This is a genomic window from Lysinibacillus fusiformis, from assembly GCF_003049525.1.
GTDB lineage: Bacteria > Bacillota > Bacilli > Bacillales_A > Planococcaceae > Lysinibacillus > Lysinibacillus fusiformis.
The window spans coordinates 565,634-591,293 of the sequence record NZ_PYWL01000001.1 but is presented as its reverse complement, the minus strand read 5'-3'; the positions used below and the strand labels follow the sequence as shown (position 1 = coordinate 591,293).

Here is a 25,660-nt window from a genome sequence, read left to right as displayed (position 1 = left end):
AACTTGAACTTACTACGTAACTATGATAATTTCAAGCGTTCGATGAGTATTTTTGCAATCCCATCATCATTATTTGTAGTAGTTATTTCATTGGCAATATTTTTAAGGCTTGATATACCATTCCCCATCGCTACGCCAAGTCCAGCATATTCGATCATCTCTAAATCATTGTCTTCATCACCAAAAGCAATAATACGTTCACGTGGAATACCTAAATCCTTTGCTACGTGTGCAAGGCCTACTGCTTTATTTAAGCCACGTCGAACAATCTCTATAATATGAAGAGGTGCGCCCCAACGACGGTGTTCAATAACTTCAGCGTGCACTGCCTGTAAGTGGTCGCGAATAATGACAGAATTGGCTTCATTTGCCTGTATCAGTAAACTTGTAGGATTATCTAAGAGATGTGTATATAAATCCCCAAGTGTAATTTTCGGATTACCCATATTAAAAATATTTAAGATGCGTTCATCCTCTGTGTGTACATAAATATCATCCTTCACCTCAGCAATGATATTTTCATACTCGTAACTATTAATGGAATTAACGACATCATGGACAACACTTAAATCAATGGGAGTGTGCATATGCTGCCAAGAGACATTTTTAGGGTGATGCACATAGGCTCCATTAAAATTGACTATTGGTGTTGTAAGCCCAAGCTCATGATAATAAATATCACTGGCACGGTATGGACGGCCAGTTGCAATCATTACTTGATGTCCTTGTTCCTTAGCCTGCAATAATGATTTTTTTGTTTTTGCGGAAATTTGTTGTTGGTCTGTTAATAAAGTACCATCTAAATCCAATACGATTAAATGCGGTTTCATAGCTTGTTGCCCCTTTCCTATAGTTTGAATAGTATCTCTTTGTCTTTCATTCGTCAAAATTTTGTCACAGTGAAAAAAGTTTGCTAACATAAAGGTGAGACAAGAGTTGGGAGTGACAAGAATGTTTGTAGAAAAAGAAATGTGGGGAAATATTCCTTTATTACATATACATACAGACAATATGAATGAAGATACCCCGGTAGTGATCTTTTTACATGGCTTTATGAGTGCAAAAGAACATAACTTACACTATGCATATCAGTTGGTGCATAAAGGGGTGCGTGTCCTATTACCAGATGCAAAATTTCATGGTGACCGTAGCGAAGGCCTCACAGAGATGCAAATGAACTTGAATTTTTGGGACATTGTTATAAATTCTATTCATGAAGTGGAACAATTATATAATGAATTAAAGAATAAAAATTTATTAGCTCATCATAAAATTGGCATAGCAGGTACGTCCATGGGTGGTATTGTGACATCAGGCTGTCTTAAGCTTTATGATTGGATTCAATCGGCTGCAATATGTATGGGTGCGCCTGGTTTTATAAAATTGGGTGAATACCAATTGCAGCAATTTATAAAAAATGGTGTTAATTGGCCCATGACAGAGGATGATGTGCAAAAGATTAATGAGGTCCTCGCAACCTATGATGTCAGTCTAACTCCTGAAAAATTTGCGGGACGCCCGGTTTTCTTTTGGCACGGTGAATTAGATAAAACTGTACCTTTCCATGAAACCTATAAATTTTATGAAACATTACGGGAATACTATCAAGCAACCCCTGAAAATTTAACATTCATGGTGAATAAAAAGGCTGGACATGCTGTACCACGTGACGGAATGGTAGCAGCAACAGATTGGCTTGCAGAGCATTTGGCATAATATGATGCATCTGCTATGATAAGGTTAACACTATGATGGAAGGAGAAATGAGAATGGATCAAGATATGAAAGATAGCATGTTAGGTGCATTAGAAAACGTAATTGACCCTGAGCTTGGAATTGATATCGTCAACTTAGGTTTAGTATATGATGTAGAATTAGATGATGAAGGTGTAGCGACGGTTACAATGACGCTAACATCGATGGGGTGTCCACTTGGCCCAGTAATCGTGGATCAAGTGAATACAGCATTAAATGAACTTCCAGAAGTGAAAAGTACAAATGTAAACATTGTATGGAATCCACCTTGGTCAAAAGATAAAATGTCACGCTATGCAAAAATGGCATTGGGTGTACGCTAATAGTGGCTATTAAAAATCCCTGCTTATAAAAAATAAGCAGGGATTTAGCATGTAACGAATTAATCGATACGGCATACTTGTAATGGACAATTTTCGCAGGCAATCTCATTTTTTAAAAATTGTAAATCATGAATAGTAATAAAGCCTTTGTCAAAAGTCAAAATGTCATGTTTTTTTAAATCATTCAACATACGATTAATCATTTCACGACTAGTCGCACACAAATTGGCAATTTCCGTATTTGTTAGTTGAAACTCAATAAAAATGGAACCATCCTCTAAAGGTTTACCATACGTGTTAGATAGACGAATGAGTGTTGAAAACAAGGCACCCTTTTTCCCATTTAACACTAAATCACGCAAACGACTCTGATGCTTTAAATTTTCTGTCTGTAGCCACTTCATGTATTCCACCATGATTGTAGGCTGTTCTTCCAGTAAATGTTCTAATGACTTTCGACTTAAAACATATAGCGTAGCAGATTCTAAAACTTTTGCAGTCATGGAGTTATAGACAAGGTTACAAAATAATGAACCCTCTCCAATGATACTATCAGGACCACATATACGAATCGTCAATTCCTTGCCAGCCTCAGTTTCTTGACTAATCGATATAACACCTGACTTAATATAGTATATTTCCTTTGACCGTTCACCTTCTAGAAAAATTTTATTCCCTTTATTTACTTTGATAAAAACACCATGCTTTTGAAAAAGGTCCATAATTTTTTCAAACATATTATCCATTGAAACCATATCTCCAACACATCGCTTTCTTTTTGTAATAAATGGCGATTATTACAAAAGGACAGTGGATTTTTCGATACTAAAACATAGAAACATACTATTATTATAACGTAAATTTTCATGAATAAGTGTAAAAATTTAGTGCTATTTCTTTGCGAAGAACTGTCGAGTGATGTAAAATAAAGTTAGTCAAAGAAGGTCAAACTTTTAAAAAGAACCAGAATGGGTATAAAAATTATGCGAAATATTAAAGTAAAGGAGTGCTAGTTATGCAATTTCAACAAACAGATAATCAAAAGCCATTAGAGCAATTCGGCCGTAATTTAATAGAAGAAGTTAAAAATGGCAAAATGGATCCTGTCATTGGGCGCGATGAGGAAATTCGAAATGTCATTCGCATTTTAACGCGTAAAACAAAAAATAATCCTGTATTAATTGGTGAGCCAGGAGTTGGTAAAACAGCGATTGTAGAAGGTTTAGCTCAACGTATTGTGAAGGGTGATGTACCAGAGGGCTTGAAAGAGTGCGTGCTATACGAGCTGGATATGAGTGCCTTAATCGCAGGTGCAAGCTACCGTGGCCAATTTGAAGAGCGTTTAAAAGGCGTGTTAAAAGAAGTGAAAGATTCAGAAGGTCAAATCATTTTATTTATTGATGAAATTCATACAATTGTAGGCGCAGGCAAAACGGATGGCGCTATGGATGCAGGAAATATGTTAAAGCCCATGCTAGCTCGTGGTGAATTACATTGTATCGGTGCTACTACATTAGATGAATATCGTATGTATATTGAAAAAGATCCTGCTTTAGAACGCCGGTTCCAGCAAGTTCTTGTACGTGAGCCTTCTATTGAGGATACTGTGTCTATTTTAAGAGGCTTAAAAGAACGCTTTGAATTACATCATGCAGTACGTATTCATGACCGCGCGATTGTGGCCGCAGCTGAACTCTCCAATCGTTATATTACAGAGCGATTTTTACCAGATAAGGCGATTGATTTAATTGACGAGGCATGTGCAATGATTCGAACAGAAATTGATTCAATGCCACAGGAACTTGATGCCGTGACTCGTCGTATTATGCAGCTAGAAATTGAAGAACAAGCGTTGCGTAAGGAAAAGGACGAAGCAAGTAAAAAGCGTCTGGAGCAATTACGAGAGGAATTGGCAAAATTAAAAGAGTCCTCTGAAGGAATGCGGCAACAATGGGAGGCAGAGAAGGAAAAGCTACATGATATTCAGAAAAAACGGGAGACATTAGATAAGTACCGTCGTGATTTAGATGAAGCGGAAAGTAAGTATGATTTAAATAAAGCCGCAGAATTACGTCATGGTAAAATTCCAACACTTGAAAAAGACATTCAAGTGCTCGAAAAAGAATTAGAAAGCGGCGCAGAGTCCCGTATTTTACGTGAAGAAGTGACAGCTGAAGAAATCGCAGCAATTGTTTCTCGCTGGACAGGTATTCCTGTGACAAAATTAGTGGAAGGCGAGCGAGAAAAACTATTACGTTTAAAAGATACATTACATGAACGCGTAGTTGGCCAAGATACAGCTGTTCAATTAGTAACAGAGGCTGTATGGCGTGCTCGTGCAGGCATTAAAGATCCGCATCGTCCAATTGGTAGCTTTTTATTCTTAGGTCCGACAGGTGTTGGTAAAACAGAGCTTGCTAAGGCACTAGCTGCTCAATTATTTGATTCAGAGGATCATTTTATTCGAATTGATATGAGCGAATATATGGAGAAGCATAGTGTGTCTCGCTTAGTTGGTGCTCCTCCAGGGTACATTGGCTATGAGGAAGGCGGTCAATTAACGGAAGCTGTCCGTCGTAACCCTTATTCTGTAGTGTTATTAGATGAAATTGAAAAAGCACATCCAGATGTGGCTAATATTTTATTGCAAATTTTAGATGACGGTCGAATTACAGATAGTCAAGGACGTATGGTCAATTTTACAAATACCGTAGTGATTTTAACATCGAATATCGGCTCTAGTTATTTAATGGAGGCAAAAGATGACGATCCAACCGTTGAAGACTTGGTTATGACTGCTCTCAGACAGCATTTCAAACCAGAGTTATTAAACCGTATGGATGATATTATTTTTTTCCATGCCCTATCAAATAAACACTTTACAGCGATTGCTTGGAAGTATGTAGAGCAGTTAATTAACCGTGTGGCTGAACAGGAAATTACATTAGCTGTCGACCATGAAGTTATTGATTGGGTTGTCCTACAAGGAGCAGATGCTCAATTCGGGGCAAGACCACTAAAACGCTTCGTACAACGACATATCGAAACGGCTGTGGCTAAGGAACTGCTACGAGGCGAGGTATTGCCTGGAGAAACATTGCATGTAAAAATGCGTGATGGCCATTGTATAGTGGAAAAATAACAGAAAAAACCTGTTTCGCATAATGCGGAACAGGTTTTTTCTAGCTGAATTAATGATGGTCTGCAGCCTCTGGTGTAGGATCGTTTGGAATGATTGCTCCAATAATAAAAATTAAGATGGAGAATACAACTGAAACGATTGCCCCTGTCTTAAAATCAAATGGTGCACCAAGTACAGAGCTGACTACATAGTTTAACATTGAAACTAGTAGGAATGACCATACGAACGTTACGATATATTGCATTAATTTCACCTCAACCGAACTTTTTTCATCATAAGTTTTTACTCATATTCATTATCATATCATAACATAAATCGAAAAAAAATGAATCTTTTATGTGAAACATGGCGAATTTGTCACAACAAATACAAGGTTTTGCATTTTATAATTCTCATGTATTTTTTGCGGCATTCATTTTGCCAAAGTATGCAAACCTGAAAAAGGGAATTTGGCAACTCTATAGACTTCACACTATACGGAGTATAAGCCTAAGCTTACTTTCAATAACAAAGAAACGACTCGTTCCATACACAATAATTTTAAATCATCTTGCGTCATTCCTTTACTATGCGTTATAATTATGACCAGTTACTAATAATTGATAGTAAGAAAGCTGAGGGGTTGCTATATGAACGCTGGTATTTTAGGAATAGGCAAATACGTTCCTGAGAAAGTCGTGACAAATTTTGATTTAGAAAAAATAATGGATACTTCGGATGAGTGGATTCGTACGCGAACAGGCATTGAAGAACGCCATTTTGCGGCAGATGATCAGGAAACTTCAGATTTAGCAGTAGCCGCTGCTAAAGAAGCTATTGCAAAAGCGGGTATTACGCCTGAGGAGATTGGGTTAATACTTGTAGCAACTGTCACACAGGATCAAACTTTCCCAAGTGTAGCATGTATGGTTCAGGAACAACTCGGAGCAGTAAATGCTGCGGCGATGGATCAAGCAGCCGCATGTGCAGGATTTATATATAGTTTAGTGACAGCTAAACATTTTGTAGAGGCAAACACTTATAAATATGTCTTAGTAGTAGGTGTTGAAAAGCTGTCAAAAGTCATTGATTGGAATGATCGTAATACAGCAGTATTATTCGGTGATGGCGCGAGCGCAGCAGTTGTAGGGCCAGTATCTGAAGGCAGAGGTATTTTATCATTTGAGCTTGGTGCAGATGGCACAGGCGGTAAAAATCTTTATTTAACAAAACAAGACACGATTGCCATGAATGGTCGTGAAGTATTTAAATTTGCTGTACGTCAAATGGGTGAATCGGCTGTAAGTGTGTTAGATAAAGCAGGATTAACAAAAGAAGACGTAGATTTTTTAGTGCCGCATCAGGCAAATATACGTATTATGGAATCTGCTCGTGAGCGATTAGAGCTACCACCAGAAAAAATGTCAAAAACGATTCATAAATATGGGAATACTTCTGCAGCATCGATTGGTATTTCCTTGGTAGATGAGCTTGAAGCAGGTAAAATTAAAGAGGATGATTTATTAGTCCTTGTTGGTTTTGGTGGCGGCTTAACATGGGGTGCCGTAGCCATGAGATGGGGAAAATAAATAGGAAAAATGCTTGAGGGGAGTATGACAATGAGTAAAAGACGAGTAGTAATTACAGGAATTGGCGCAGTTACACCACTAGGAAATAGCATCGAAGAAACATGGACGAACATTAAAGCTGGTAAATCTGGCATTGGTGAGCTAACACGTTTAAATAAAGAGCTTTTTGCAGCCAAAATTGCAGCAGAAGTGAAAGATTTTGATATTGAAAAATATATTGATCGTAAAGAAGCTCGAAAGATGGACCGCTTTACACATTATGCATTAGCTGCTTCAATCATGGCTATGGAAGATGCACAGCTAACAATTGATGAGGAGTTAGCTCCACGTGCGGGTGTTTGGATTGGTTCGGGTATTGGTGGAATGGAAACCTATGAGCAACAGTTTTTAACATTCCAAGAGCGCGGGGCAAGACGAGTTAGCCCATTCTTCATTCCAATGATGATTCCTGATATGGCTTCAGGTCAAGTGTCGATTCATTTTGGTGCAAAGGGAATTAACTCTTGCTCAGTAACAGCATGTGCTTCTGGAACAAACTCAATTGGAGATGCTTTTAAAGTTATTGAACGTGGGGATGCAGATGTTATGATTTCAGGTGGTGCGGAATCACCAATCGTAACGATGGCTGTCGCAGGTTTCTGTGCCAATACTGCATTATCTTTAAATCAAAATCCACAAGAAGCATGCCGTCCATTTGATAAAAATCGTGATGGATTTATTATTGGTGAAGGCGCAGGTATTGTCATCTTAGAAGAGTACGAACATGCAAAAGCTCGTGGCGCAAAAATCTATGCGGAAGTATTAGGTTATGGTGCAACAGGAGATGCTCATCATATTACTGCTCCAGCTCCAGAGGGTGAAGGTGCGGCACGTGCAATGATGCAAGCATTGACAGATGCTGGTGTAGAGGCATCTCAAGTTGATTATATTAATGCACATGGCACTAGTACGCCATATAATGACTTATTTGAAACACAAGCTGTTAAAACTGCTTTCGGTGACCATGCTTATAACCTAGCTATGAGTTCTACAAAGTCTATGACAGGACACTTATTAGGGGCAGCAGGGGGCGTAGAAGCTATTTTTACCGCTCTTGCGCTTAAAGAAGGTATATTACCACCAACAATTAATTTAACAGATCCAGATCCTGATTGTGATTTAGATTATGTTCCAAATGAAGCGAGAGAAGCAAACATTCAATATGCAATGAGTAATTCTCTTGGTTTTGGTGGGCACAATGCAAGTCTTCTATTTAAAAAATATGAAGCATAAATAGTACATCTAAACTCAAAAAACGTCAGCCAAATTTAAACGGCTGACGTCTTTTTTTATAGTTTTGTGAATAAATGATAAGTAAGAAGAAATAGAAAGGATGCCGTTACATTGTTCCGTCTCTTTTTATTTTTAGTAAGCTATGGTCTCATGATCCTCTCATTAGGGAATCTTATATTGTATTTAAATTACCGTACGCTAGGGTATTCTTGGAAAGTTGTGTTCAAATTTATGTTTCAAACAACGGAATTTTATATGGCGGTTGGTGCTTGTATCATCATATGCGCTGTCGTTCTTGATATAGGCTTTGATCGAACGTCAGATAAGCTATAAATGATTAGCGGCGTGCCCGACCGAGGCCCATTGCCTCTTCCATACGTTTTAATGTGGCACTGGCAATTGCATTTGCTTTTTCAGCACCTTCATCAAGGATGACGTCTAATTCAGAGGATTCTACTAAATGATAGAATTTTTCTTGAATTGGCGTCAGGTGATCGATTACAGCAGTAGCTACACCTTGCTTGAAGCCACCATAACCAATGCCTTCATATTTTTTAACTAGATCATCAATAGAAATACCTGAAATAGCCGATTCAATCGTCAATAAATTTGAAACACCTGGTTTATTTTCTACATCAAATGCTACAATCCCATCAGAATCAGTTACAGCTGATTTAATTTTTTTCTCAATGTCTTTTGCTGTATCTAGCAATCTGATTGTCGCCTTTGTATTGGGATCAGATTTGCTCATTTTTTTTGTTGGCTCTTGTAGAGATTTAATGCGAGCACCAGCTTTTGGTAATTGAATCTCTGGAATTGTTAAAACGTCACCATAACGTTTATTAAAGCGTTCTGCTAGATCACGAGTTAACTCGATATGTTGTTTCTGATCATCGCCTACTGGGACAATATTTGTGTTGTAAAGTAGAATGTCTGCAGCCATCAATGGTGGGTATGTTAAAAGAGCCGCAGAGACACTCTCTTTACCATGAGATTTATCTTTAAATTGTGTCATACGTTCAAGTTCACCGATAGATGCAACACACTGTAACATCCATCCTGCCTGAGCATGTGCTGGCACCTCAGATTGAATAAATAATGTAGATTTTTTAGGATCGATGCCAGTGGCAATATAAGTAGCAGCAAGCTTACGAATACTTTCTCGTAATTCCTTCGGATCTTGAGCGACTGTAATAGCGTGTTGATCGACGATGCAATAGATTGCATCTCCTTCATCTTGAAGGGCAGGGAATTGCTTGAAGGCTCCTAAGTAGTTCCCTAAAGTTACAATTCCTGTAGGCTGTACACCAGAAAAGATGGTTGTCATGAAAATTTCCTCCTCGAATTCAAATAAAAAACATCACGCGTCCTCATTAGACTTTTTCTAATGAAGGGACGAATGATGTTTGAATCCGCGGTACCACCCAGCTTGCCTTAACGGCCACTCAGCTTCGTAACGTGAAGGGACGAGCCTTGCTAGTAGTTTCCATTCATGAAACGTTCACAAAGCTAACTCGGAAGTCCATTCCATATGCCCCACGATCTGTTTTCACCAACCACAGACTCTCTAAACGTGTCATTAACATATGTACTACTCTTCGTCAGCGTTTTTCTCAATTTAACATGAAATTGATTTTATTGCATTGAATTATATTATAAAGATTTCATTGTGTAAAGTCAGACTTTTGGCGGTGTTTTTTTTAGAGAAAAAATTATATGCTTTTTTTGTTGTGTAAATTTGTTATAAAAAGAAACTTTTTTATTAAAATTAACTTGAGGTGTACACGTCGAACTGACAATTTTCTCGTTTATCTTAGGTAAATGAGAACAGCAGAGCGACGTAAAAAGATGTTTAAAATACACTTAAAGTGGGAATAGTAGTAGTAGTTCGAAATGTTGTGAAAAAAGTATATACATTAAAAAGGTATATAAAAAGACAGAAAATTTAGCAAGACGCTCATTCTTTTTTTTATTGGAACTATATTCAAAAACAGCGGAGTGCTGTATAATGGTACTGTGTATTTTACATTACATTAATTCTAATTTAACACACTGGTTTATAGATATGATTACAAAATGAAAGGATGTGTCAGAACGAATGATCGTAACTTTATTTACATCACCAAGTTGTACCTCTTGCCGTAAAGCGAAAGCATGGCTAGAGGAGCACGAAATTCCCTATACAGAACGTAATATATTTTCTGAACCACTAAGTATTAGTGAAATTAAAAAAATCTTACGTATGACGGAAGATGGCACAGATGAAATTATTTCTACACGTTCTAAAATATTCCAAAAATTAAATGTAGATGTGGAAAGTTTACCTTTACAACGTTTATATGAATTAATTCAGGAATATCCTGGTTTATTACGCCGACCAATCATTCTAGATGAAAAACGTCTACAAGTTGGCTATAACGAAGATGAAATTCGTCGTTTCTTACCTCGAAAAGTTCGAGCATATCAGTTGCAAGAAGCACAAAGAATGGTGAATTAATTTTATCTATTCTGAATAAAATAAGTAGTAGATGTTACAGATGTGAGATGCATATTGTGACATCTATTTTTTTATGTTTTACTTATGTAAAACCTTCTATATAAAGTATAATAATTAATAGGGCAAAGTCATATATTTCCGTTAAAGTATGTTAAACTTGATTTAAGTTAAATAGTTTACTACAATTTCAATAATTCAAATATCTTCTGTGAAATGGTGTATATCCTTTTCATTTTATGACAGAACAGCATACAATAGTGTTAGAGACAACTGTAAATAAAAAATTTTAATGTTTGCAGTTCCTCGTGTGGTTTTACTGGTGTGGTCAAAGGTTGAAAAACAATGCAGTATGAAGGTTAAAAACAAAGAATAAAAGCATACTAATGAAACAAAACTGTTTTTCGACATATGACAGTGAAGGGAGATGAGGTCTAGTGGACATCGAACGTGTAAATGAAAATACACTTAAGCTCTTTATTACGTACAATGATATAGAGGATCGCGGCTATAGTCGTGAAGAAATCTGGTACAATCGAGCAAAGGGTGAACAGCTTTTTTGGGATATGATTGATGAAGTAAATACGGAGGATTATTTTGATGTAGAAGGTCCGATTTGGATTCATATCAATGCATCTGAAGTAGGCTTAGAAATCATTGTCACACGTGCACATATCTTAAAAGACGGTGAAACATTAGATGGTCATTCGAATTTTGATGAACACAAAGAGATGTTTGCACCATTCGATGAAGTTGGGGACGATCTTCTTAGCCAACTAACTCAATTTGGTGACATGGATGAATCAGAATTATTTATGGATACAGACATTTATGTATATAAATTTAAAGATATTGATGAGTTAATCCCTGTTGCAAAACGAATGACGGACGAATTAGTGGATTCCTCATTATTTAAATATGAAAATTGGTACTATTTAGTTGTTGATTTCGGTAATGCAGATGAAGAGTTAAACCGTCACGATCGAAATGCGGTCATCAAAGAATTTTTAACGCCATCTAATTTTACGATTCATCGTTTAGAGGAGTACGGCGAAAAAATTATGGAATTTAATTGCTTTGAGACAGTTCGAAAATACTTTGCTTAAGCATATGTTTACTTGATTTTTTAGACTGTAGTGAACTCGGTAAATTTATCGAGATTCACTACAGTTTTTTTATACGAAAAGCTCAGTAGTGTGGCATTTCATAAATTTCAAGAAAAAACAGCTTTTAATTTGTGATAGCTAATAATTTTTACTATAGTTGGCCAAAAAGGAGCTGATTATATGCTAATTGCCTATAATAATTTACAGCAGCTTTTTCACGCATATCAATATACGAGAAAAGCATTGCAGACATATAGGCGCCAGATGACATTTTTTGTCCTCAATGTCTAGAACCAGTTCATTTAAAAATTGGTTCCTATAATATCCCGCATTTTGCACATCATACGCAAAGTCAATGTCCGAAATTATTTGCTGAAGGTGAATCAAAACTTCATTTACAAGGTAAAATTCAATTGTTTGAATGGCTACAAAAGCTTGGACATAAAGTGAAGTTGGAGCCCTATTTAACAGAGCTTTCTCAGCGTCCAGATTTGCTTGTTGCTTTAGAAACTAACAACGTCGCACTGGAATTTCAATGTAGCCCACTTACTCATCATAAATGGCAGGAGCGGACAACAGGCTATGAAAAAAATAACATTCAAGCCATTTGGCTCTTTTTAACGCCTCAAAGATACGAAGCAATCAATGGAATTCGAAAAATAAGTATTCCTCCATTACTACAAAAGTCATTCATGACCACTTCAACAGGCCTTCCTTATTTAATGACCTATAATGCCAAAACAGCCCATTTTGAATATTGGACGAATCTCCTTCATGTGCATGGGCATACTTTTATAGGGAAAGTCCAAAAAATCCCCATAGATAAGCAACGCTTTCCATTTTATTTACCAACTTGCATTTCCTTAGAAGAATTTCAACAGTATTGGCAGCTATATAAACATGCTTGCCAGCAATTTGCAAATAGGCGCCTCCTACATAGTAAACAAGGCGTGCAGGATACATTTTTACGAAGTTGTTATGAGTTGAATTTTTCTATTTCGGCAATGCCCTCTTATATCGGAATTCCGGTAAAAGATGGGACAGCAATTTCACTATTTGCAAGTGAATGGCAAACGATGCTGTTGCATTTTAGTCAACAGTTACGTTTAGAGCCATATGAATTAAAAAAACACCATATTCAAGATTTTCTCATGCAGTCTCATTTAGAATATACCGGGCAGGCAGTAAAAGCTGTTCAACAATATAGCCTCATATTGAATGGAATAGAACAAGATCAGAAACTACAGGATATTTGTGAGATCGTTTACGCACAATTATTTGCAATTGCCGCAATATACTGAGAAAATATGAGAGTATAGGGAAAAAAGCACATATAAAGGGGGCTGGCATGCACATGGCTAGTAACAGTAATCAAATTTTGGTACGAAATGAAGTACCTGAAGAATTAACATGGCGGTTAGAGGATATTTTTGCATCCGATGCACTTTGGGAAGATGAGTTCAAGGAAGTTGCAGAGCTTGCTAAAAAAGCATCTAGTTTTGCAGGTACTTTAAATAATGGAGCACAAGCATTATTAGCAGCTTTACAGTATCACGATCATATTTATGAACGTGCAATGAAGCTCTACACATATGCTCATATGCGCTATGACCAGGATACGACAAATAGTTTTTATCAAGATATGAATAGCCGTATTCAAACATTAGCAACGAGTATTTCTGCTGGTCTATCATTTTTAACGCCAGAAATTTTGGCATTAAATGAAGAGACAATCGAAAGCTATTTAGCTGAAAATCAAGACCTACAATTGTACAAGCAATCATTAAAAGAAATAACAATGGCACGTCCACATGTCTTACCAGCGGAACAGGAAGCATTACTCGCTCAAATGTCTGAGGTAACTGGCACTGCCTCTAATACATTCAGCATGTTAAATAATGCGGATTTGGAATTCCCTTACGTGAAAAATGAAGATGGGGAAGAAGTACAACTTACACATGGTAACTATATCAAGTTTTTAGAGAGCAAAGATCGCTCAGTTCGTGAAGGTGCTTTTAAAGCCATGTACGCAACATATGGCAAGTTTAAAAATACGTTCTCGTCAACGCTAACAGGGAATGTGAAAAAACATAATGTGAGTGCTCGTATTCGTCATTATGACTCTGCACGCGAGGCAGCAATGTCTAATAATTTCATTCCTGAAAATGTTTACGATCAACTAGTAGAAACGATTCATAAGCATTTACCTGCGATGCAGCGCTATATTTCGTTACGTAAGAAGCTTTTAGGTGTTGATGAATTGCATATGTGGGATTTATTTGCACCTCTTGTAAAAGAGGTGGAAATGAAGGTTACTTACGACGAAGCTAAAGATATTTTAGTGAAGGCTTTAGCACCATTAGGTGAGGAATATCAAAACATTGTTCAAAACGGACTAGATAACCGTTGGGTAGATGTTTTAGAGAATAAAGGGAAACGAAGTGGTGCATACTCATCCGGTGCTTATGGAACAAATCCTTATATTCTAATGAATTGGCAAGATAATGTGAATAATCTCTTTACGTTGGCACATGAATTTGGTCATAGTGTTCATAGTTATTATTCAAGAAATAATCAGCCATTTGTTTATGGGGATTACTCTATTTTTGTCGCTGAGGTTGCTTCGACATGTAATGAAGAGCTATTAAATGACTATTTACTTAAAACCATTGATGACCCTCAACAAAAAATCTACTTGCTAAATCATTGGTTAGACGGTTTCAGAAGTACAGTTTTCAGACAAACAATGTTTGCTGAATTCGAACACCTAATTCATCAAATGGATAAGAATGGTGAATCTTTGACAGCCGATCGATTGACTGAAGTGTATTATGAACTTAATAAAAAATACTTCGGTGATGATATGGTTGTGGATGAGGAAATTGGTTTAGAGTGGGCACGTATTCCGCACTTCTATTATAATTACTATGTTTATCAATATGCGACAGGTAAATCGGCAGCTACAGCATTGAGTAAACAGATTTTAGAGGAGGGTGAACCGGCTGTAGAACGTTATATTAATAACTTCTTAAAAGCAGGTTGCTCGGATTTCCCAATTGAAGTATTAAAGGCAGCGGGTGTTGATATGAACGTCGCGAAACCAATAGAGGATGCTTGTAAAGTATTTGAAGAGCGTTTAATTGAATTAGAAAAATTATTGTTGAATAACTAATTTGTTGGGCTATAGGATTATTCCTATAGCCTGTTTTTTTTATAGACAGCTTTAATTGAATGGAAAGAATAATGACTTTTTTTGATTTATAAATACTTTAAAAGAGTGCATCTTGGAAAAATACTGTTTGAAATCGCTTTCTATTTGACAAATTTGTGAATCTAGTATTGGATTCATTGCTAATTATATTATTCCATGATAGAGTAATTCTTGTGAAATAAATCACAAAACAAACATACACCCCTTTGTTTGAACGTGAACATTTCTCCCATCCCCTTTGTGAAAAAGAAGCGTCTCTATCGGTCGAGGATAGAGGCGTTTCTTTGTTTTTATGTAATAAAATAAGGACTCAACTAATGATTATTAGCTAAGTCCTTAACGTGTATTATTTAAGACGCCATAATGTAGCGTGAGTTGTCTGGATTCGTTCAATCTTTTGTTGCAGCATACGTTTCTTTAGTTCACGTTCGGCTGCTTGTTCTGTTAATGAATAGATAAATGCTATTTCATTTGTAGAAAGTGTATGGAATTTTGAAAATAAGTCCTCTATTGATGGTAAAGGCTGACGTACAAGCTGCTCATTGAGCATTTCTTCTAAAATATGTTCATAAACTTCATAGGCATAGCTACCACTAACCTTTAGTCCCTCATCTTCTATACATTCATTGAAAAATACGATACTTGGGACTTCGTCAACTTCCATTTCACGTTTAATGTATAAATCACATTGGAAAGCTCGTGCTGCTTCCTTTGAGCCGAAGTCAACGGTAAATTCATTCATATCTAGTTGAATATCCTCTGCGATCTTTAAAAGAGTAGCATAGGAGTTTACATCTTGATGGCTTAGTAATACATATTCTTGTAATTTCGATAAATATCGTGCACCTGCGCGTTTGCCCTGTAATTCGGCCGCTTTAATAGCGATAGAAGGTAATACAGGATGATTAATATCTAGCTCTATGCCTGATATACAACCCTTTACACGCTTGCTTAAGCAGTTTAAAGAAGTAAGCTCAGTGCTTAGAACAAAACGCCAAGTGAAGTAATGGTTGTATTCAAGCTGTAATTTACGAAGTACAGCTTGAATACTAAAAGCTTCAGGACAAAGTGGATCTACGAAAATATACAATTCAATAGGCTTATTGGCAGTAGAAATCGTTGGCGTTGGTTCTTGTAGCATTTGAATATTATTCACGTAACAATTCCCCCTCATCGTCATTAGGCGTATTAACCATGTGATGAGCTGTTAATACTAAACGTTGATAATAAGTTTCACGGAACTTCCCTTCCAAACCTACTTCATCCATAGCTTCTGACATACATTCCAGCCAAGCTTGTGCGCGATCTGGTGTAATCGGAAAATTCATATGACGTGCACGCATCATTGGATGTCCATGTTCTTCAGTAAAGAGATTTGGTCCACCTAAATACTGTGTTTGAAATTGAATTTGCTTACGGGCTGTCTCTGTTAAATCCTCTGGAAAGATTGGAATAAGATCAGGATGCTGAGCAACTCTTTTATAGAATGCATGAATAAGCTCTGCCAGTTTTTCAGCCCCCAGCTCCTCATAAGGAACAGTGTATTTTCGACTCATAAGTTATATGCTCCTTTAATTCTTTATATCGTAAAGTACCATTTACATACTCCGTCATTAAAATGTGAATTTCTTGTGACTACCTTCATTCTATCAACGTCTTTTCGTTTTCACAAATAAAGAGCTCTTTCGAATTGTTGTTCGCTATAAAAGCACAAATTTCACCACAGAGGGTGAAATTTGTTGGAAAATAGATAGATAGTAAGAATAATGCGATTACACGGTGAAGTAATTCATTACTTTTTTGACATAATTCTGTGTTTCTTTGAAAGGAGGGATGCCTCCATATTTTGTGACACGAGAAGCGCCAGCATTATAGGCTGCTAATGCTAGTGTAGGATCATTATTAAACTTATCTAGCATTTGGCGCAAATATTTTGCCCCAGCCATAATATTTTGTTCTGGATCAAAAGCATTGGTAACTCCTAGATACTGTGCTGTTTGAGGCATTAATTGCATCAAGCCTTGGGCTCCTGCATGACTAACTACAGATGGATTAAAATTAGATTCTTGTTTTATAACGGCTGCAATAAGCTTCTCAGGTACACCATAGGTTGCTGAGGCCTTTTCGATAATAGCAGCATATTGATCTGCTCCTGCCAAGGAGTTTGCATAGGCAGTTGAGCCAATCACATTATCTGAAACATAGGAATCAAGTTTTGTATGCTCATAAGAGCTTGTTAATGCCTGCTTAACGGATTCAGGAATGTACACAGCATTAGAACCTTTGTATAACAATGATTCAAGCGTGCCTTCTGAAGTATTAGCTAACTGATTGAAGATATCAGCGTTTGCTGTGCCTAAACCTAGTAAGCTAGAAAGCTTGGCATTGCTGGCAGTTGAAGCATCCCCTAATAATTCATTCATCATGTCAGAGAAAATAGATTGATTGTCTGTCAAAGCGTTTGTGGATGAACCATCTGTCGATCCAAGTGTTTGTAATGCTTGAATCTCCATTAAAGATCTTAGTGATTGAATATCCAAGAAGTTAGTCACCTTTCTTTTTATACTATTATAAATTTTGCTGCTGTAAAGCCTTCATAAAGCGGGCGATTTTCTTATCAGTTTCCTGCTTTGGAATACCATATTGTTGTAAAAATTCGTCGAAGATTGCTTTTCCTTTTATGGCATCTTTTGCTTCATATTCTACCTCATAATCGTCGCACTGCAAATAGTAAGAATGGTCAAAAACAAGAAGCCCCTCTTTATATGGAATTTCGACACGATCTGTAGTAAGTGAGCCAAACACCCGTAATTGGTCTAAGGGAATGCCATGAAGGGCAAGTTTTTTGGCAACCTCTTGAGCAAAAAAGCCTTCGCCCTCCAGCATTTTCTGAGCTTGATCTGCTGTTAATGGGTCCGTAGTTTCAAGGTGAGCATGCTCAGCATTTTTTTCTTTCAGTGTACATTCATAATATTCACCGATTTGCCTAATGCGCAGTCCACTTTGTAGCTTGCGAATCGCATGAGTAGGTGTGTCGAAATAATGATTTGTTTGACGATGAATAGCATTATTACGAATGTGGAAATCTTGTAATAGTTGCTCGTATTGATGTTTAGTTAGGAGATTTTTAAACTCGATTTCAATTTCTTGTGTCATTTATATTCACCTATTTATTTTTTTATTTTTCATTCGCTGTTTCGCTTGATTTAACATTTACACACTGCAACTATTTACCCTCTGTGCTAAAATAAGAGGAAGAGTACAACGAAAAGGGGAACCGCACGTGCGTAAAATTTATACAATAGAAACATCGAATTTTGAACAAGATCAACTTCATTTTAGTTTAAACGACAATGAAGTAAATTTACAGTTAAAACCTGCTGGACAACTTATTGCAGATTCAGATGATTTTGCATTTATTTATCTACTGGATGCAGGCGAAGACTATCATTACTTGCGTTTTCCACCGAGTAGTTGGGAGAATCTTGTACATATTTTACAAAAAAAGAAAGATCCAATACTACGAATAAGTGAAGAAGCAATCGAGCTTACAAATTTCTACGATGAATTGGAAATGCTCGTGTATAATATTGAAGGAAATTACAATTACGGGGCAGAATTTGTCCAAACAGTGGAACAACACTTCAAGGCAATTCTCGCTGAATAGAAAGACAAAACGAACAGACGGTGTTCGATACCGAATGTCGGGAGGTTTTTGTGATGGGACAATGGGAAATATTTTTAAGTCCTTATAAACAAGCAGTAGATGAACTAAAAGTAAAATTAAAGGGCATGCGTTCGCAATTCGGTATTGTTAATGCCAATTCACCTATCGAATTTGTAACAGGTCGTGTAAAGCCCTTAGCAAGTATATATGATAAAACATTGGAAAAAGGGTTAGCTTTTGAGCCATCTAAACAACTTGGTGATGAACTCGGTGATATTGCCGGTCTTCGAATTATGTGTCAATTTGTTGATGATATTGCTACAGTAACGGAGCTTATTCGTCAACGAAAAGATATGCGTGTAGTGGAAGAACGCGATTATATTACACATAATAAGCCAAGTGGTTATCGCTCCTACCATATGATTGTTGAATACCCTGTTGAAACGATTCAGGGGAAAAAGGTAGTGTTAGCCGAAATCCAAATACGAACACTCGCTATGAATTTTTGGGCATCTATTGAGCACTCTTTAAATTATAAATATAAGGGCATGTTCCCAGAGGAAATAAAAAATCGCTTGCAAAGTGCGGCTGAGGCGGCATTTCGCTTAGATGAGGAAATGTCATCTATTCGTAGTGAAATTCAAGAAGCACAGGCGTATTTCAGCGAATACAAGGAAGCATCGAATCCTAATTTACTATCGGAGAAGGAGCGTGACTCACAATGAAATTTGCGATTCAATCACGTCGAGATGCACAATCCAATGAGCTAATGGAGCTAGCTAAAACCTACTTACAGGATTTTGGCTTAACGTATGATGAGGAAGCACCAGAAATTGTTGTCTCTATAGGTGGAGATGGAACGCTTTTACATGCCTTTCATCGATATTCTCATTTATTAGATCAAGTGGCATTTGTCGGCATCCATACAGGACACCTAGGTTTTTATGCAGACTGGAAGCCTTCAGAATTAGAAAAATTAGTTTTGTCCATTGCTAAAAAGGATTTTAATGTGGTGGAATATCCGCTGTTAGAAGTGAAGGTGGAGCATCATAATGCAGAATCAAATACGTATCTAGCTTTAAACGAGGCAACAGTTAAATCGCCAGATGTCACACTGGTAATGGACGTTGAGTTAAATGGCAATCAATTCGAGCGTTTCAGAGGAGATGGTCTTTGTGTGTCAACTCCTTCTGGAAGTACAGCCTACAATAAAGCGCTTGGAGGAGCAATCATCCATCCAACTTTAGCAGCACTTCAAATTACAGAAATTGCATCGATTAATAATCGTGTATTTAGGACAGTTGGTTCTCCATTAATTTTACCCGCCCACCATCATTGTGTTTTACGTCCAGTAAATGAACAAAACTTTAATATGACTGTGGACCATTTACAAATTACACAGGGTGATGTAAAGGCAATTGTATTTAACGTGGCTAATGAAAGGGTACGTTTCGCACGTTTCCGTCCATTCCCATTTTGGGAACGTGTGCATGAATCTTTCGTTGCAAATGAGTAAGATGGATACAAGATTTACATTGCGCTTTATGGCTAAGAAAGAAGGCCAATTATTACGAGAAGCTCTACAAGAATGGCGTATATCTAAGCGAGCATTAACAGCTATAAAGTTCGATGGGGGATTATTAACGGTGAATGGGATCGAACGTAATGTGAGATATGCTCTTCAAGTTGATGATTGTGTGGAAGTGACATTTCCTCCTGAGGAAAAGAGTGAGGGGCTCATGATCGAGCATGGCGATTTGGCTATTGTATATGAAGATGATACAATCTTGGTGTTAAATAAACCAGCTCACCAAAGTACGATTCCCTCACGTGAACACCCAACCAATAGTGTTGCCAATCTAGTTTGTGGCTACTTTGAGCAGCAAGGATTAGCGTCCACTGCTCATATTGTAACGAGACTTGACCGAGATACTTCAGGTTTACTCTGTATTGCCAAGCATGCACATATTCATCATTTAACAGGCTTGGCTCAGCGTAATGGGGAGATTTCAAGGCAATATGAGGCAATTGTCCACGGACATGTTGACCAGGATAGCCAATCAATCGTGGCACCTATTGGGCGTAAAGCAACAAGCATTATTGAGCGAGAAGTACGTGAGGATGGGCAATATGCTCATACAGATGTAACCGTCATCCAACGTTTTTATTTAGGGGATGAACCGATGACACATGTAGCTCTTAAATTGCATACAGGACGTACACATCAAATTCGTGTACATATGTCGTCTTTAGGTCATCCACTTGTTGGTGATGAACTTTATGGAGGAAGTCGACTTCATATGGACCGTCAGGCACTACATTGTGTGTCCTTAAATATGACACATCCCTTAACAAGTGAACATTTGCAGTTCACAAGTATGCTTAATGAAGATATGCAAAATTTGCTTAAAGGATCTTCCGCTTAATATTATGATAAGGAGATGTTCGCACGACGGGCATCTCCTTATCATTTTTGATAGTAAATAAAGTGTTCTTTACACCTTGTTCATTTGACAAGTACAAATATAGGGTATAGTGAAAACGTCACGTTTTTTTAGGAAGGAATACCATTATATTGAAGGGCATGTAAATCCTCGTGGAAATAAACAAAAAAGGGTTTGCAGAAGGGTATAATTCGCTCTATTATATAGAAGGTAGATTTACGGCATTGCCCGTAATAATGATGGATAGCTCGGAAGGAGGGGACAAGCATGATAGAGGATAGAAATGAAAAGGATGATGTGCAATTTGACGAAGCACATTTACGAGGCATGCTCGAAGCACATAATATTGACGCATTCCGTGATGAGTTTTTAGAACTTCATCCATATGATCAGGCAACGTTTTACGAAAAGGTGGAACCTGATATAAGGAAGATCATCTATTCGTTCTTGTCTCCAACAGAAATGGCTGATATTTTTGAGGCAATCGAGATTGAAGATGATGAGTATAAAGCATATCTAGCTGAAATGGATCCATCTTATGGGGCAGAAATGCTTTCTCATATGTATGCAGATGATGCAGCCGATGTTTTAAATGAACTGGATATGGAACAACGTGAAAGTTATCTGGAAATGATGGATGAGGAAACGGCTGAAGAAATTAATGAGCTACTAAGCTATGATGAATATACAGCTGGGTCCATTATGACAACTGAATATGTCGCTATTCCAGAAAACTCTACAGTGCGTTCAGCAATGGCCATTTTACGTAAAGAGGCACCGGATGCTGAGACCATTTATTATATTTTCGTAGTAGATGAAAAGCACCGTTTGACGGGTGTTATTTCATTAAGAGATTTAATTATTGCCGAAGAGGATACACTTATTCGTTCAATTATGAATGAACGTGTCGTTATGGTACATGTAGGAGATGACCAAGAGGAAGTTGCACATATAATGAAAGATTATAATTTCTTAGCGACACCTGTTATTGATGATAAAGGTGAATTACTTGGGATTATTACCGTCGATGATATTATCGACGTTATTGATGAAGAGGCATCTGAGGATTACTCTAAGTTAGCCGGTATTTCCGATATGGATAAATTTGATGTCACACCACTCCAAGCTGCCAGAAAACGTTTGCCATGGTTGGTGGTACTCCTGTTTTTAGGTATGCTAACAGCCAATTTAATGGGGCAATTTGAGGATACTTTAGATAAGGTGGCCTTATTGGCAGTCTTTATTCCGTTGATTTCAGGAACATCGGGGAATAGTGGAACACAAGCTTTGGCCGTAGCTATTCGAGGTATTGCTACAGGTGATGTAGAAGAACATAGTAAATTAAAATTACTGCTACGAGAAGCGGGCACAGGCTTAATGTCAGGAATTGTTTGCGGCTTAATTGTCATTGGTATCGTTTATTTTTGGAAACAAGAACTAGTACTTGGGATGTTAGTAGGTGCTGCACTTTGTGGCTCGATTTTAGTTGCGACATTAGCTGGTTCATTTATACCTTTGTTAATGCACCGTTTGAAAATTGACCCAGCTGTTGCCTCTGGCCCGTTTATTACAACTTTAAATGATATTACAAGTATTTTAATTTATTTAGGTTTAGCAACAGTTTTCTTAAGTCAAATAGGCTAAGAACCAATTTACTTACTTTCGCATATTGTATGGAAAAAGGGAAGTGAGTATTGTGGGTCAAGAACCACGCTTGTTTATAAAATCACCATCGTATTTTTTAAATATTTCTAAGGTGTTGCATGAACTTGATTTAGAAGAAAGTACATCTGTATACGTCAAGGACAATACTTATGTAGATGAAACGGTTGACGAAGAAGAAGAAGAAGTTGTAAAAGATGTGGAAGTGGATCCGCATTTACTAAAACAACTTCAATTTTTAGAAAAGCCATTTCGTCAGCGAGCCTATCAGCCGCTTCTAGTTTGTTTAAAAGATGGTAGAAAATTAACTGGTTCTGCTTCAGATGTACAAAATGATTCTTTAATGCTTACCTCACTAGAATTAAAAACACAGGAAATCATTTATTTTGAAGATATAAAACAAGTCCTTTGGCGAGGAAGACAATTACCATCATTATAAAAAAAGTGTACAGCAGAGGATGCTGTACACTTTTTTTTATGTGTGTGTGTCAAAGGTGAAAGAAATTAGTCACAAATCCCTAAGTCAACATCAGCGATACATTGTACAGCGCAGAAGCAAGATAAGTCTACAGTAATACAGCTATCTGTTGAGTTCCAATCATCCACTTTACAGATCTTCTTCATATTTACGCAACAGCCGTCACGACTTAATAAATCTACTGTACTTTCACTAGAATCGAATGTACATAGAGGTTCTAAAACACGTAAAGTCGCACAACACTCATCAAACATATCTTCAACGCGGAAGAATACGGATGTACAAATACAAGGATCTGCAGTTGGGGAATTAAAGAATGCTTTGAAAGGAGTACCATCTTTTGTAATTAACATAAATACACGTGTATCTGCTTGAGAGCGAGCAGGACTAACAATCCCGCCTAGTGGTTCTAAGAAACAGTTTGCTGTACATGGAGAACACTCATCTCGCACCGCTTGATTTTGAATATCTAAAATAGCGCGCACTACGTCACAAACGCAGCCTGCTGAATGGATTGGTCCAATAGGATTTGTTGGCTTACCACAACCCATATTGTCACCTCCTTTCCTTGTTACTACTTCTACAATATGTGCTTTTCAAATTTGGACTCGGGCTATTGTATCTATGAATAGTTTTTTTATGTGTGGAGAAACTTTAAAGAAAAGGAGGGTAAAACTTGAGGCTACTTGGAATGACGTTACCTCTCTTAGTCGTTTTGCTGTTAAATGGTTGTGCTGAAAAAGAAAAATTTATCGTCTACGGTCCATCCCAAAATGGAAGTGAAGTCGAAGCCCTTATAAAAGAAGAGGACTATGTGGAACGATCAACCGTTATCCATTATGACGATAGTATGCTTGTTGCAGTACAAATTAAACCATGGGAAAAGTGGAAAAAGACTAAGTTAGAGAAAAAGTTGCAGAAAAAATTTGATGAGAAATATCCAAATAAAGATGTTTTTGTCTCAGCTGATTATAAAATTTTTTATGAAGCCAATAAAATAAAAAAGGATCAGATTGAAGATAATAAATTGAGCGATAAAATTAAAGAACTTAAAGAGCTAGCAAAGGAGAAGACATAAATGGAAAAAGAGCAATATCAGCAGTTGGAGCAAAATGTGACACCAAAGCCTCCATATATAAAGAATATAGCAAAGGCGTTTTTTGTCGGCGGTCTTATTTGTACAATTGGCCAAGCTGTGTCCCTTTTTTATATTATATTCTTCAATTTTACAGAAGCGACAGCCGGTAATCCAACCGTAGCTACAATGGTATTTTTTGCTATGTTGCTAACGGGGCTTGGTCTATATAAAAGAATGGGTCAATTTGCTGGGGCAGGTTCATCAGTGCCAGTAACTGGATTTGGTAATGCCGTTATTTCCGCAGCCATCGAGCATAGATCAGAGGGCTTAGTATTAGGAGTTGGCGGTAATTTATTTAAGCTAGCAGGGTCAGTGGTTTTATTTGGTGTAGTAGCAGCGTTTTTCGTAGCACTTATTAAATATATCTTCGTGATGATAGGAGTGGTTTCATGGTAATCGTTTTTCAATCGAAACCATCCCTATTAGCAGGTGGAGTTGTAGCAGGCCCATTAGAGAACCGAAGTATTTTTAGTCAGTATTTTGATGCTGTGTATGATGATGAACGTTGGCAAATGAAAACCAATGAACAGGGGCATCGTAAAATGATTGAAGAAGCATGTGATGCGGCTATGAAGAAAATGAACGTACAAGGTGGAGATATTGATTATTTAATGGGTGGAGATTTGGTCAATCAAATGACACCGACCAATTTTGCAGCAAGGGATTTAGAAATACCATTTATTGGGCTATTTTCTGCGTGTGCCACCTCTGTTTCTTCCGTCATTATTGCTTGTCTTTTAACAGAATTAGGTGCTGCTAATTATTCATTAGCCGGTGCGTCAAGTCAGCATAATGCGATAGAACGTCAATTTCGTTATCCTATCAATTACGGTGCACAAAAGCCACAAACTGCTCAATGGACTGTAACAGCTGCTGGCTATGCGCTAATCGGTAAACACCGTGAAGAGTATCCTTCCATCGAAGCTGCCACAATTGGAAAATCTGTGGATTACGGCATGGATGATCCTTTCCATATGGGTGCTGCAATGGCACCTGCGGCCTTTCAAACGATTCAATCTCATTTACAACAACGAAATCAAAAAATTTATCATTACGATTTAATTTTGACGGGCGATTTAGGTCAGCTTGGGTTAAAGCTTTTGAAGGGAATGCTTGTTGAAAATGGTGTGAAAAATGAGGAACTAACTCTTTTACGCGATGCAGGTGCTGAGTTTTATGGGCAAGATGAATCCTTTCAATCAGGGGCAAGTGGTGCAGGCTGTTCAGCAGCTGTTTTTTTTAGTTACGTTCTTCAGCAGATGCGAGCGGGTAGCTATAAGCGTGTATTACTAGTGGCAACTGGGGCATTATTGTCTCCATTATCGTTTCAACAAGGTGAGACGATTCCATGTACGGCACATGCCATCGAAATTACAATGAAATGAGGCATAAATTATGGT

At 37.4% G+C, this 25,660-nt stretch carries 28 protein-coding genes, 1 pseudogene and 1 other annotated feature; of the genes and pseudogenes, 20 read left to right on the top strand and 9 right to left on the bottom strand.

The annotated features are described in order from the left end of the window. Positions 1 to 20: 20 nt before the first annotated feature. The gene (locus tag C9J29_RS02900; protein WP_089986724.1) at positions 21 to 830 is read right to left on the bottom strand and encodes a Cof-type HAD-IIB family hydrolase; all 810 of its coding nucleotides are present in this window, start codon (positions 828 to 830) and stop codon (positions 21 to 23) included. Positions 831 to 951: 121 nt separating this feature from the next. Between C9J29_RS02900 and C9J29_RS02895 the strand changes: the two genes are divergently transcribed. Further along, positions 952 to 1,716, top strand: coding sequence for a prolyl oligopeptidase family serine peptidase (locus tag C9J29_RS02895; protein ID WP_008181759.1), 765 nt, complete (start codon positions 952 to 954; stop codon positions 1,714 to 1,716). Positions 1,717 to 1,769: 53 nt separating this feature from the next. After that, a complete protein-coding gene (locus tag C9J29_RS02890) occupies positions 1,770 to 2,078 on the top strand; it encodes a metal-sulfur cluster assembly factor (protein ID WP_036123413.1) in 309 nt (102 codons plus the stop codon). A gap of 59 nt (positions 2,079 to 2,137) precedes the next feature. Here C9J29_RS02890 and C9J29_RS02885 read toward each other — a convergent pair whose 3' ends face one another. Continuing rightward, positions 2,138 to 2,824, bottom strand: a complete 687-nt coding sequence (locus C9J29_RS02885) for a Crp/Fnr family transcriptional regulator (protein ID WP_036123414.1) — start codon at positions 2,822 to 2,824, stop codon at positions 2,138 to 2,140. A gap of 269 nt (positions 2,825 to 3,093) precedes the next feature. Between C9J29_RS02885 and C9J29_RS02880 the strand changes: the two genes are divergently transcribed. Next, on the top strand, positions 3,094 to 5,220 hold the full coding sequence (locus C9J29_RS02880) for an ATP-dependent Clp protease ATP-binding subunit (protein ID WP_107921572.1): 2,127 nt from the start codon (positions 3,094 to 3,096) through the stop codon (positions 5,218 to 5,220). Between the two features lie 49 nt (positions 5,221 to 5,269). Here the strand turns inward: C9J29_RS02880 and C9J29_RS02875 are convergent, their stop codons facing one another. Further along, positions 5,270 to 5,464: a YjzD family protein gene (locus C9J29_RS02875; RefSeq protein WP_025116798.1), complete on the bottom strand. Its 195-nt coding sequence runs from the start codon at positions 5,462 to 5,464 to the stop codon at positions 5,270 to 5,272. 385 nt (positions 5,465 to 5,849) lie between these two features. On the opposite strand from C9J29_RS02875, the gene C9J29_RS02870 reads away from it, so the two are divergent. The 3 genes from C9J29_RS02870 (at position 5,850) to C9J29_RS25215 (ending at position 8,393) form a co-directional block, all read left to right on the top strand. After that, positions 5,850 to 6,788 carry a beta-ketoacyl-ACP synthase III gene (locus C9J29_RS02870; RefSeq protein ID WP_008181752.1) on the top strand — a complete coding sequence of 313 codons (939 nt, stop codon included), beginning with the start codon at positions 5,850 to 5,852 and terminating at the stop codon, positions 6,786 to 6,788. A 30-nt stretch (positions 6,789 to 6,818) separates the two neighbouring features. Further along, a complete protein-coding gene (gene fabF / locus C9J29_RS02865) occupies positions 6,819 to 8,060 on the top strand; it encodes a beta-ketoacyl-ACP synthase II (protein WP_090003095.1) in 1,242 nt (413 codons plus the stop codon). Between the two features lie 111 nt (positions 8,061 to 8,171). Continuing rightward, positions 8,172 to 8,393 (top strand): YuzI family membrane protein, encoded by a 222-nt coding sequence (locus C9J29_RS25215; RefSeq protein WP_043990806.1) that lies wholly within the window; start codon positions 8,172 to 8,174, stop codon positions 8,391 to 8,393. Positions 8,394 to 8,397: 4 nt separating this feature from the next. Here C9J29_RS25215 and trpS read toward each other — a convergent pair whose 3' ends face one another. Continuing rightward, positions 8,398 to 9,387: a tryptophan--tRNA ligase gene (gene trpS, locus C9J29_RS02855; RefSeq protein ID WP_008181516.1), complete on the bottom strand. Its 990-nt coding sequence runs from the start codon at positions 9,385 to 9,387 to the stop codon at positions 8,398 to 8,400. 61 nt (positions 9,388 to 9,448) lie between these two features. After that, positions 9,449 to 9,674, bottom strand: a binding site (T-box leader). Between the two features lie 487 nt (positions 9,675 to 10,161). Between trpS and spxA the strand changes: the two genes are divergently transcribed. From spxA to pepF, 5 genes and pseudogenes are all read left to right on the top strand, one after another. Next, the gene (gene spxA / locus C9J29_RS02850; RefSeq protein WP_025116803.1) at positions 10,162 to 10,557 is read left to right on the top strand and encodes a transcriptional regulator SpxA; all 396 of its coding nucleotides are present in this window, start codon (positions 10,162 to 10,164) and stop codon (positions 10,555 to 10,557) included. 434 nt (positions 10,558 to 10,991) lie between these two features. After that, positions 10,992 to 11,660, top strand: coding sequence for an adaptor protein MecA (mecA, locus tag C9J29_RS02845; protein ID WP_008181512.1), 669 nt, complete (start codon positions 10,992 to 10,994; stop codon positions 11,658 to 11,660). 269 nt (positions 11,661 to 11,929) lie between these two features. Beyond that, positions 11,930 to 11,980: pseudogene (locus tag C9J29_RS25210) on the top strand (hypothetical protein); the annotation flags it as partial. Positions 11,981 to 12,073: 93 nt separating this feature from the next. After that, entirely contained in the window at positions 12,074 to 12,961 is an 888-nt protein-coding gene (locus C9J29_RS02835) for a competence protein CoiA family protein (RefSeq protein ID WP_441332506.1), read from the top strand. 53 nt (positions 12,962 to 13,014) lie between these two features. Beyond that, the gene (gene pepF / locus C9J29_RS02830; protein WP_089986716.1) at positions 13,015 to 14,832 is read left to right on the top strand and encodes an oligoendopeptidase F; all 1,818 of its coding nucleotides are present in this window, start codon (positions 13,015 to 13,017) and stop codon (positions 14,830 to 14,832) included. 385 nt (positions 14,833 to 15,217) lie between these two features. Here the strand turns inward: pepF and C9J29_RS02825 are convergent, their stop codons facing one another. The 4 genes from C9J29_RS02825 to C9J29_RS02810 form a co-directional block, all read right to left on the bottom strand. Continuing rightward, entirely contained in the window at positions 15,218 to 16,027 is an 810-nt protein-coding gene (locus tag C9J29_RS02825; RefSeq protein WP_089986715.1) for a DsbA family protein, read from the bottom strand. Then, the gene (locus tag C9J29_RS02820; protein ID WP_008181502.1) at positions 16,020 to 16,427 is read right to left on the bottom strand and encodes a globin domain-containing protein; all 408 of its coding nucleotides are present in this window, start codon (positions 16,425 to 16,427) and stop codon (positions 16,020 to 16,022) included. Before C9J29_RS02820 ends, C9J29_RS02825 begins: the two co-directional genes overlap by 8 nt. A 216-nt stretch (positions 16,428 to 16,643) precedes the next feature. Continuing rightward, positions 16,644 to 17,411 (bottom strand): lytic transglycosylase domain-containing protein, encoded by a 768-nt coding sequence (locus tag C9J29_RS02815; protein ID WP_253734931.1) that lies wholly within the window; start codon positions 17,409 to 17,411, stop codon positions 16,644 to 16,646. A 28-nt stretch (positions 17,412 to 17,439) separates the two neighbouring features. Further along, complete coding sequence (locus C9J29_RS02810; protein ID WP_008181498.1) at positions 17,440 to 18,027, bottom strand: CYTH domain-containing protein; 588 nt, start codon at positions 18,025 to 18,027, stop codon at positions 17,440 to 17,442. Positions 18,028 to 18,154: 127 nt separating this feature from the next. Between C9J29_RS02810 and C9J29_RS02805 the strand changes: the two genes are divergently transcribed. From C9J29_RS02805 to C9J29_RS02780, 6 genes are all read left to right on the top strand, one after another. Beyond that, entirely contained in the window at positions 18,155 to 18,538 is a 384-nt protein-coding gene (locus C9J29_RS02805; RefSeq protein WP_036123426.1) for a UPF0738 family protein, read from the top strand. A 53-nt stretch (positions 18,539 to 18,591) separates the two neighbouring features. Next, the gene (gene yjbM, locus C9J29_RS02800; protein WP_008181494.1) at positions 18,592 to 19,263 is read left to right on the top strand and encodes a GTP diphosphokinase; all 672 of its coding nucleotides are present in this window, start codon (positions 18,592 to 18,594) and stop codon (positions 19,261 to 19,263) included. Then, positions 19,260 to 20,054 (top strand): NAD kinase, encoded by a 795-nt coding sequence (locus C9J29_RS02795; protein ID WP_025116813.1) that lies wholly within the window; start codon positions 19,260 to 19,262, stop codon positions 20,052 to 20,054. The genes yjbM and C9J29_RS02795 overlap by 4 nt, the downstream gene beginning before the upstream one ends. Next, on the top strand, positions 20,029 to 20,964 hold the full coding sequence (locus C9J29_RS02790; protein WP_089986714.1) for an RluA family pseudouridine synthase: 936 nt from the start codon (positions 20,029 to 20,031) through the stop codon (positions 20,962 to 20,964). The genes C9J29_RS02795 and C9J29_RS02790 overlap by 26 nt, the downstream gene beginning before the upstream one ends. Before the next feature lie 285 nt (positions 20,965 to 21,249). Further along, positions 21,250 to 22,626 (top strand): magnesium transporter, encoded by a 1,377-nt coding sequence (gene mgtE, locus C9J29_RS02785; protein WP_089986713.1) that lies wholly within the window; start codon positions 21,250 to 21,252, stop codon positions 22,624 to 22,626. Positions 22,627 to 22,678: 52 nt separating this feature from the next. Beyond that, positions 22,679 to 23,083 carry a hypothetical protein gene (locus C9J29_RS02780; protein ID WP_107921569.1) on the top strand — a complete coding sequence of 135 codons (405 nt, stop codon included), beginning with the start codon at positions 22,679 to 22,681 and terminating at the stop codon, positions 23,081 to 23,083. Between the two features lie 65 nt (positions 23,084 to 23,148). Here the strand turns inward: C9J29_RS02780 and C9J29_RS02775 are convergent, their stop codons facing one another. Further along, the gene (locus C9J29_RS02775; protein ID WP_008174263.1) at positions 23,149 to 23,673 is read right to left on the bottom strand and encodes a CotY/CotZ family spore coat protein; all 525 of its coding nucleotides are present in this window, start codon (positions 23,671 to 23,673) and stop codon (positions 23,149 to 23,151) included. 125 nt (positions 23,674 to 23,798) lie between these two features. On the opposite strand from C9J29_RS02775, the gene C9J29_RS02770 reads away from it, so the two are divergent. From C9J29_RS02770 to C9J29_RS02760, 3 genes are read left to right on the top strand one after another with little or no spacing between them, the layout of a single operon-like run. Next, positions 23,799 to 24,200, top strand: coding sequence for a YhcN/YlaJ family sporulation lipoprotein (locus C9J29_RS02770; protein WP_225316259.1), 402 nt, complete (start codon positions 23,799 to 23,801; stop codon positions 24,198 to 24,200). Beyond that, positions 24,201 to 24,656: a stage V sporulation protein AC gene (gene spoVAC / locus C9J29_RS02765; RefSeq protein ID WP_008174259.1), complete on the top strand. Its 456-nt coding sequence runs from the start codon at positions 24,201 to 24,203 to the stop codon at positions 24,654 to 24,656. After that, positions 24,650 to 25,645, top strand: coding sequence for a stage V sporulation protein AD (locus C9J29_RS02760; protein WP_008174258.1), 996 nt, complete (start codon positions 24,650 to 24,652; stop codon positions 25,643 to 25,645). The genes spoVAC and C9J29_RS02760 overlap by 7 nt, the downstream gene beginning before the upstream one ends. The last annotated feature ends 15 nt before the right edge of the window (positions 25,646 to 25,660 follow it).

Coding starts and splice junctions, on each gene's coding strand:
- C9J29_RS02900 (WP_089986724.1), bottom strand. CDS start 830: ATGAAACCGCATTTAATCGTATTGGATTTAGATGGTACTTTATTAACA.
- C9J29_RS02895 (WP_008181759.1), top strand. CDS start 952: ATGTTTGTAGAAAAAGAAATGTGGGGAAATATTCCTTTATTACATATA.
- C9J29_RS02890 (WP_036123413.1), top strand. CDS start 1,770: ATGGATCAAGATATGAAAGATAGCATGTTAGGTGCATTAGAAAACGTA.
- C9J29_RS02885 (WP_036123414.1), bottom strand. CDS start 2,824: ATGGATAATATGTTTGAAAAAATTATGGACCTTTTTCAAAAGCATGGT.
- C9J29_RS02880 (WP_107921572.1), top strand. CDS start 3,094: ATGCAATTTCAACAAACAGATAATCAAAAGCCATTAGAGCAATTCGGC.
- C9J29_RS02875 (WP_025116798.1), bottom strand. CDS start 5,464: ATGCAATATATCGTAACGTTCGTATGGTCATTCCTACTAGTTTCAATG.
- C9J29_RS02870 (WP_008181752.1), top strand. CDS start 5,850: ATGAACGCTGGTATTTTAGGAATAGGCAAATACGTTCCTGAGAAAGTC.
- fabF (WP_090003095.1), top strand. CDS start 6,819: ATGAGTAAAAGACGAGTAGTAATTACAGGAATTGGCGCAGTTACACCA.
- trpS (WP_008181516.1), bottom strand. CDS start 9,387: ATGACAACCATCTTTTCTGGTGTACAGCCTACAGGAATTGTAACTTTA.
- pepF (WP_089986716.1), top strand. CDS start 13,015: ATGGCTAGTAACAGTAATCAAATTTTGGTACGAAATGAAGTACCTGAA.
- C9J29_RS02820 (WP_008181502.1), bottom strand. CDS start 16,427: ATGAGTCGAAAATACACTGTTCCTTATGAGGAGCTGGGGGCTGAAAAA.
- C9J29_RS02810 (WP_008181498.1), bottom strand. CDS start 18,027: ATGACACAAGAAATTGAAATCGAGTTTAAAAATCTCCTAACTAAACAT.
- yjbM (WP_008181494.1), top strand. CDS start 18,592: ATGGGACAATGGGAAATATTTTTAAGTCCTTATAAACAAGCAGTAGAT.
- C9J29_RS02795 (WP_025116813.1), top strand. CDS start 19,260: ATGAAATTTGCGATTCAATCACGTCGAGATGCACAATCCAATGAGCTA.
- C9J29_RS02790 (WP_089986714.1), top strand. CDS start 20,029: ATGAATCTTTCGTTGCAAATGAGTAAGATGGATACAAGATTTACATTG.
- mgtE (WP_089986713.1), top strand. CDS start 21,250: ATGATAGAGGATAGAAATGAAAAGGATGATGTGCAATTTGACGAAGCA.
- C9J29_RS02775 (WP_008174263.1), bottom strand. CDS start 23,673: ATGGGTTGTGGTAAGCCAACAAATCCTATTGGACCAATCCATTCAGCA.
- spoVAC (WP_008174259.1), top strand. CDS start 24,201: ATGGAAAAAGAGCAATATCAGCAGTTGGAGCAAAATGTGACACCAAAG.
- C9J29_RS02760 (WP_008174258.1), top strand. CDS start 24,650: ATGGTAATCGTTTTTCAATCGAAACCATCCCTATTAGCAGGTGGAGTT.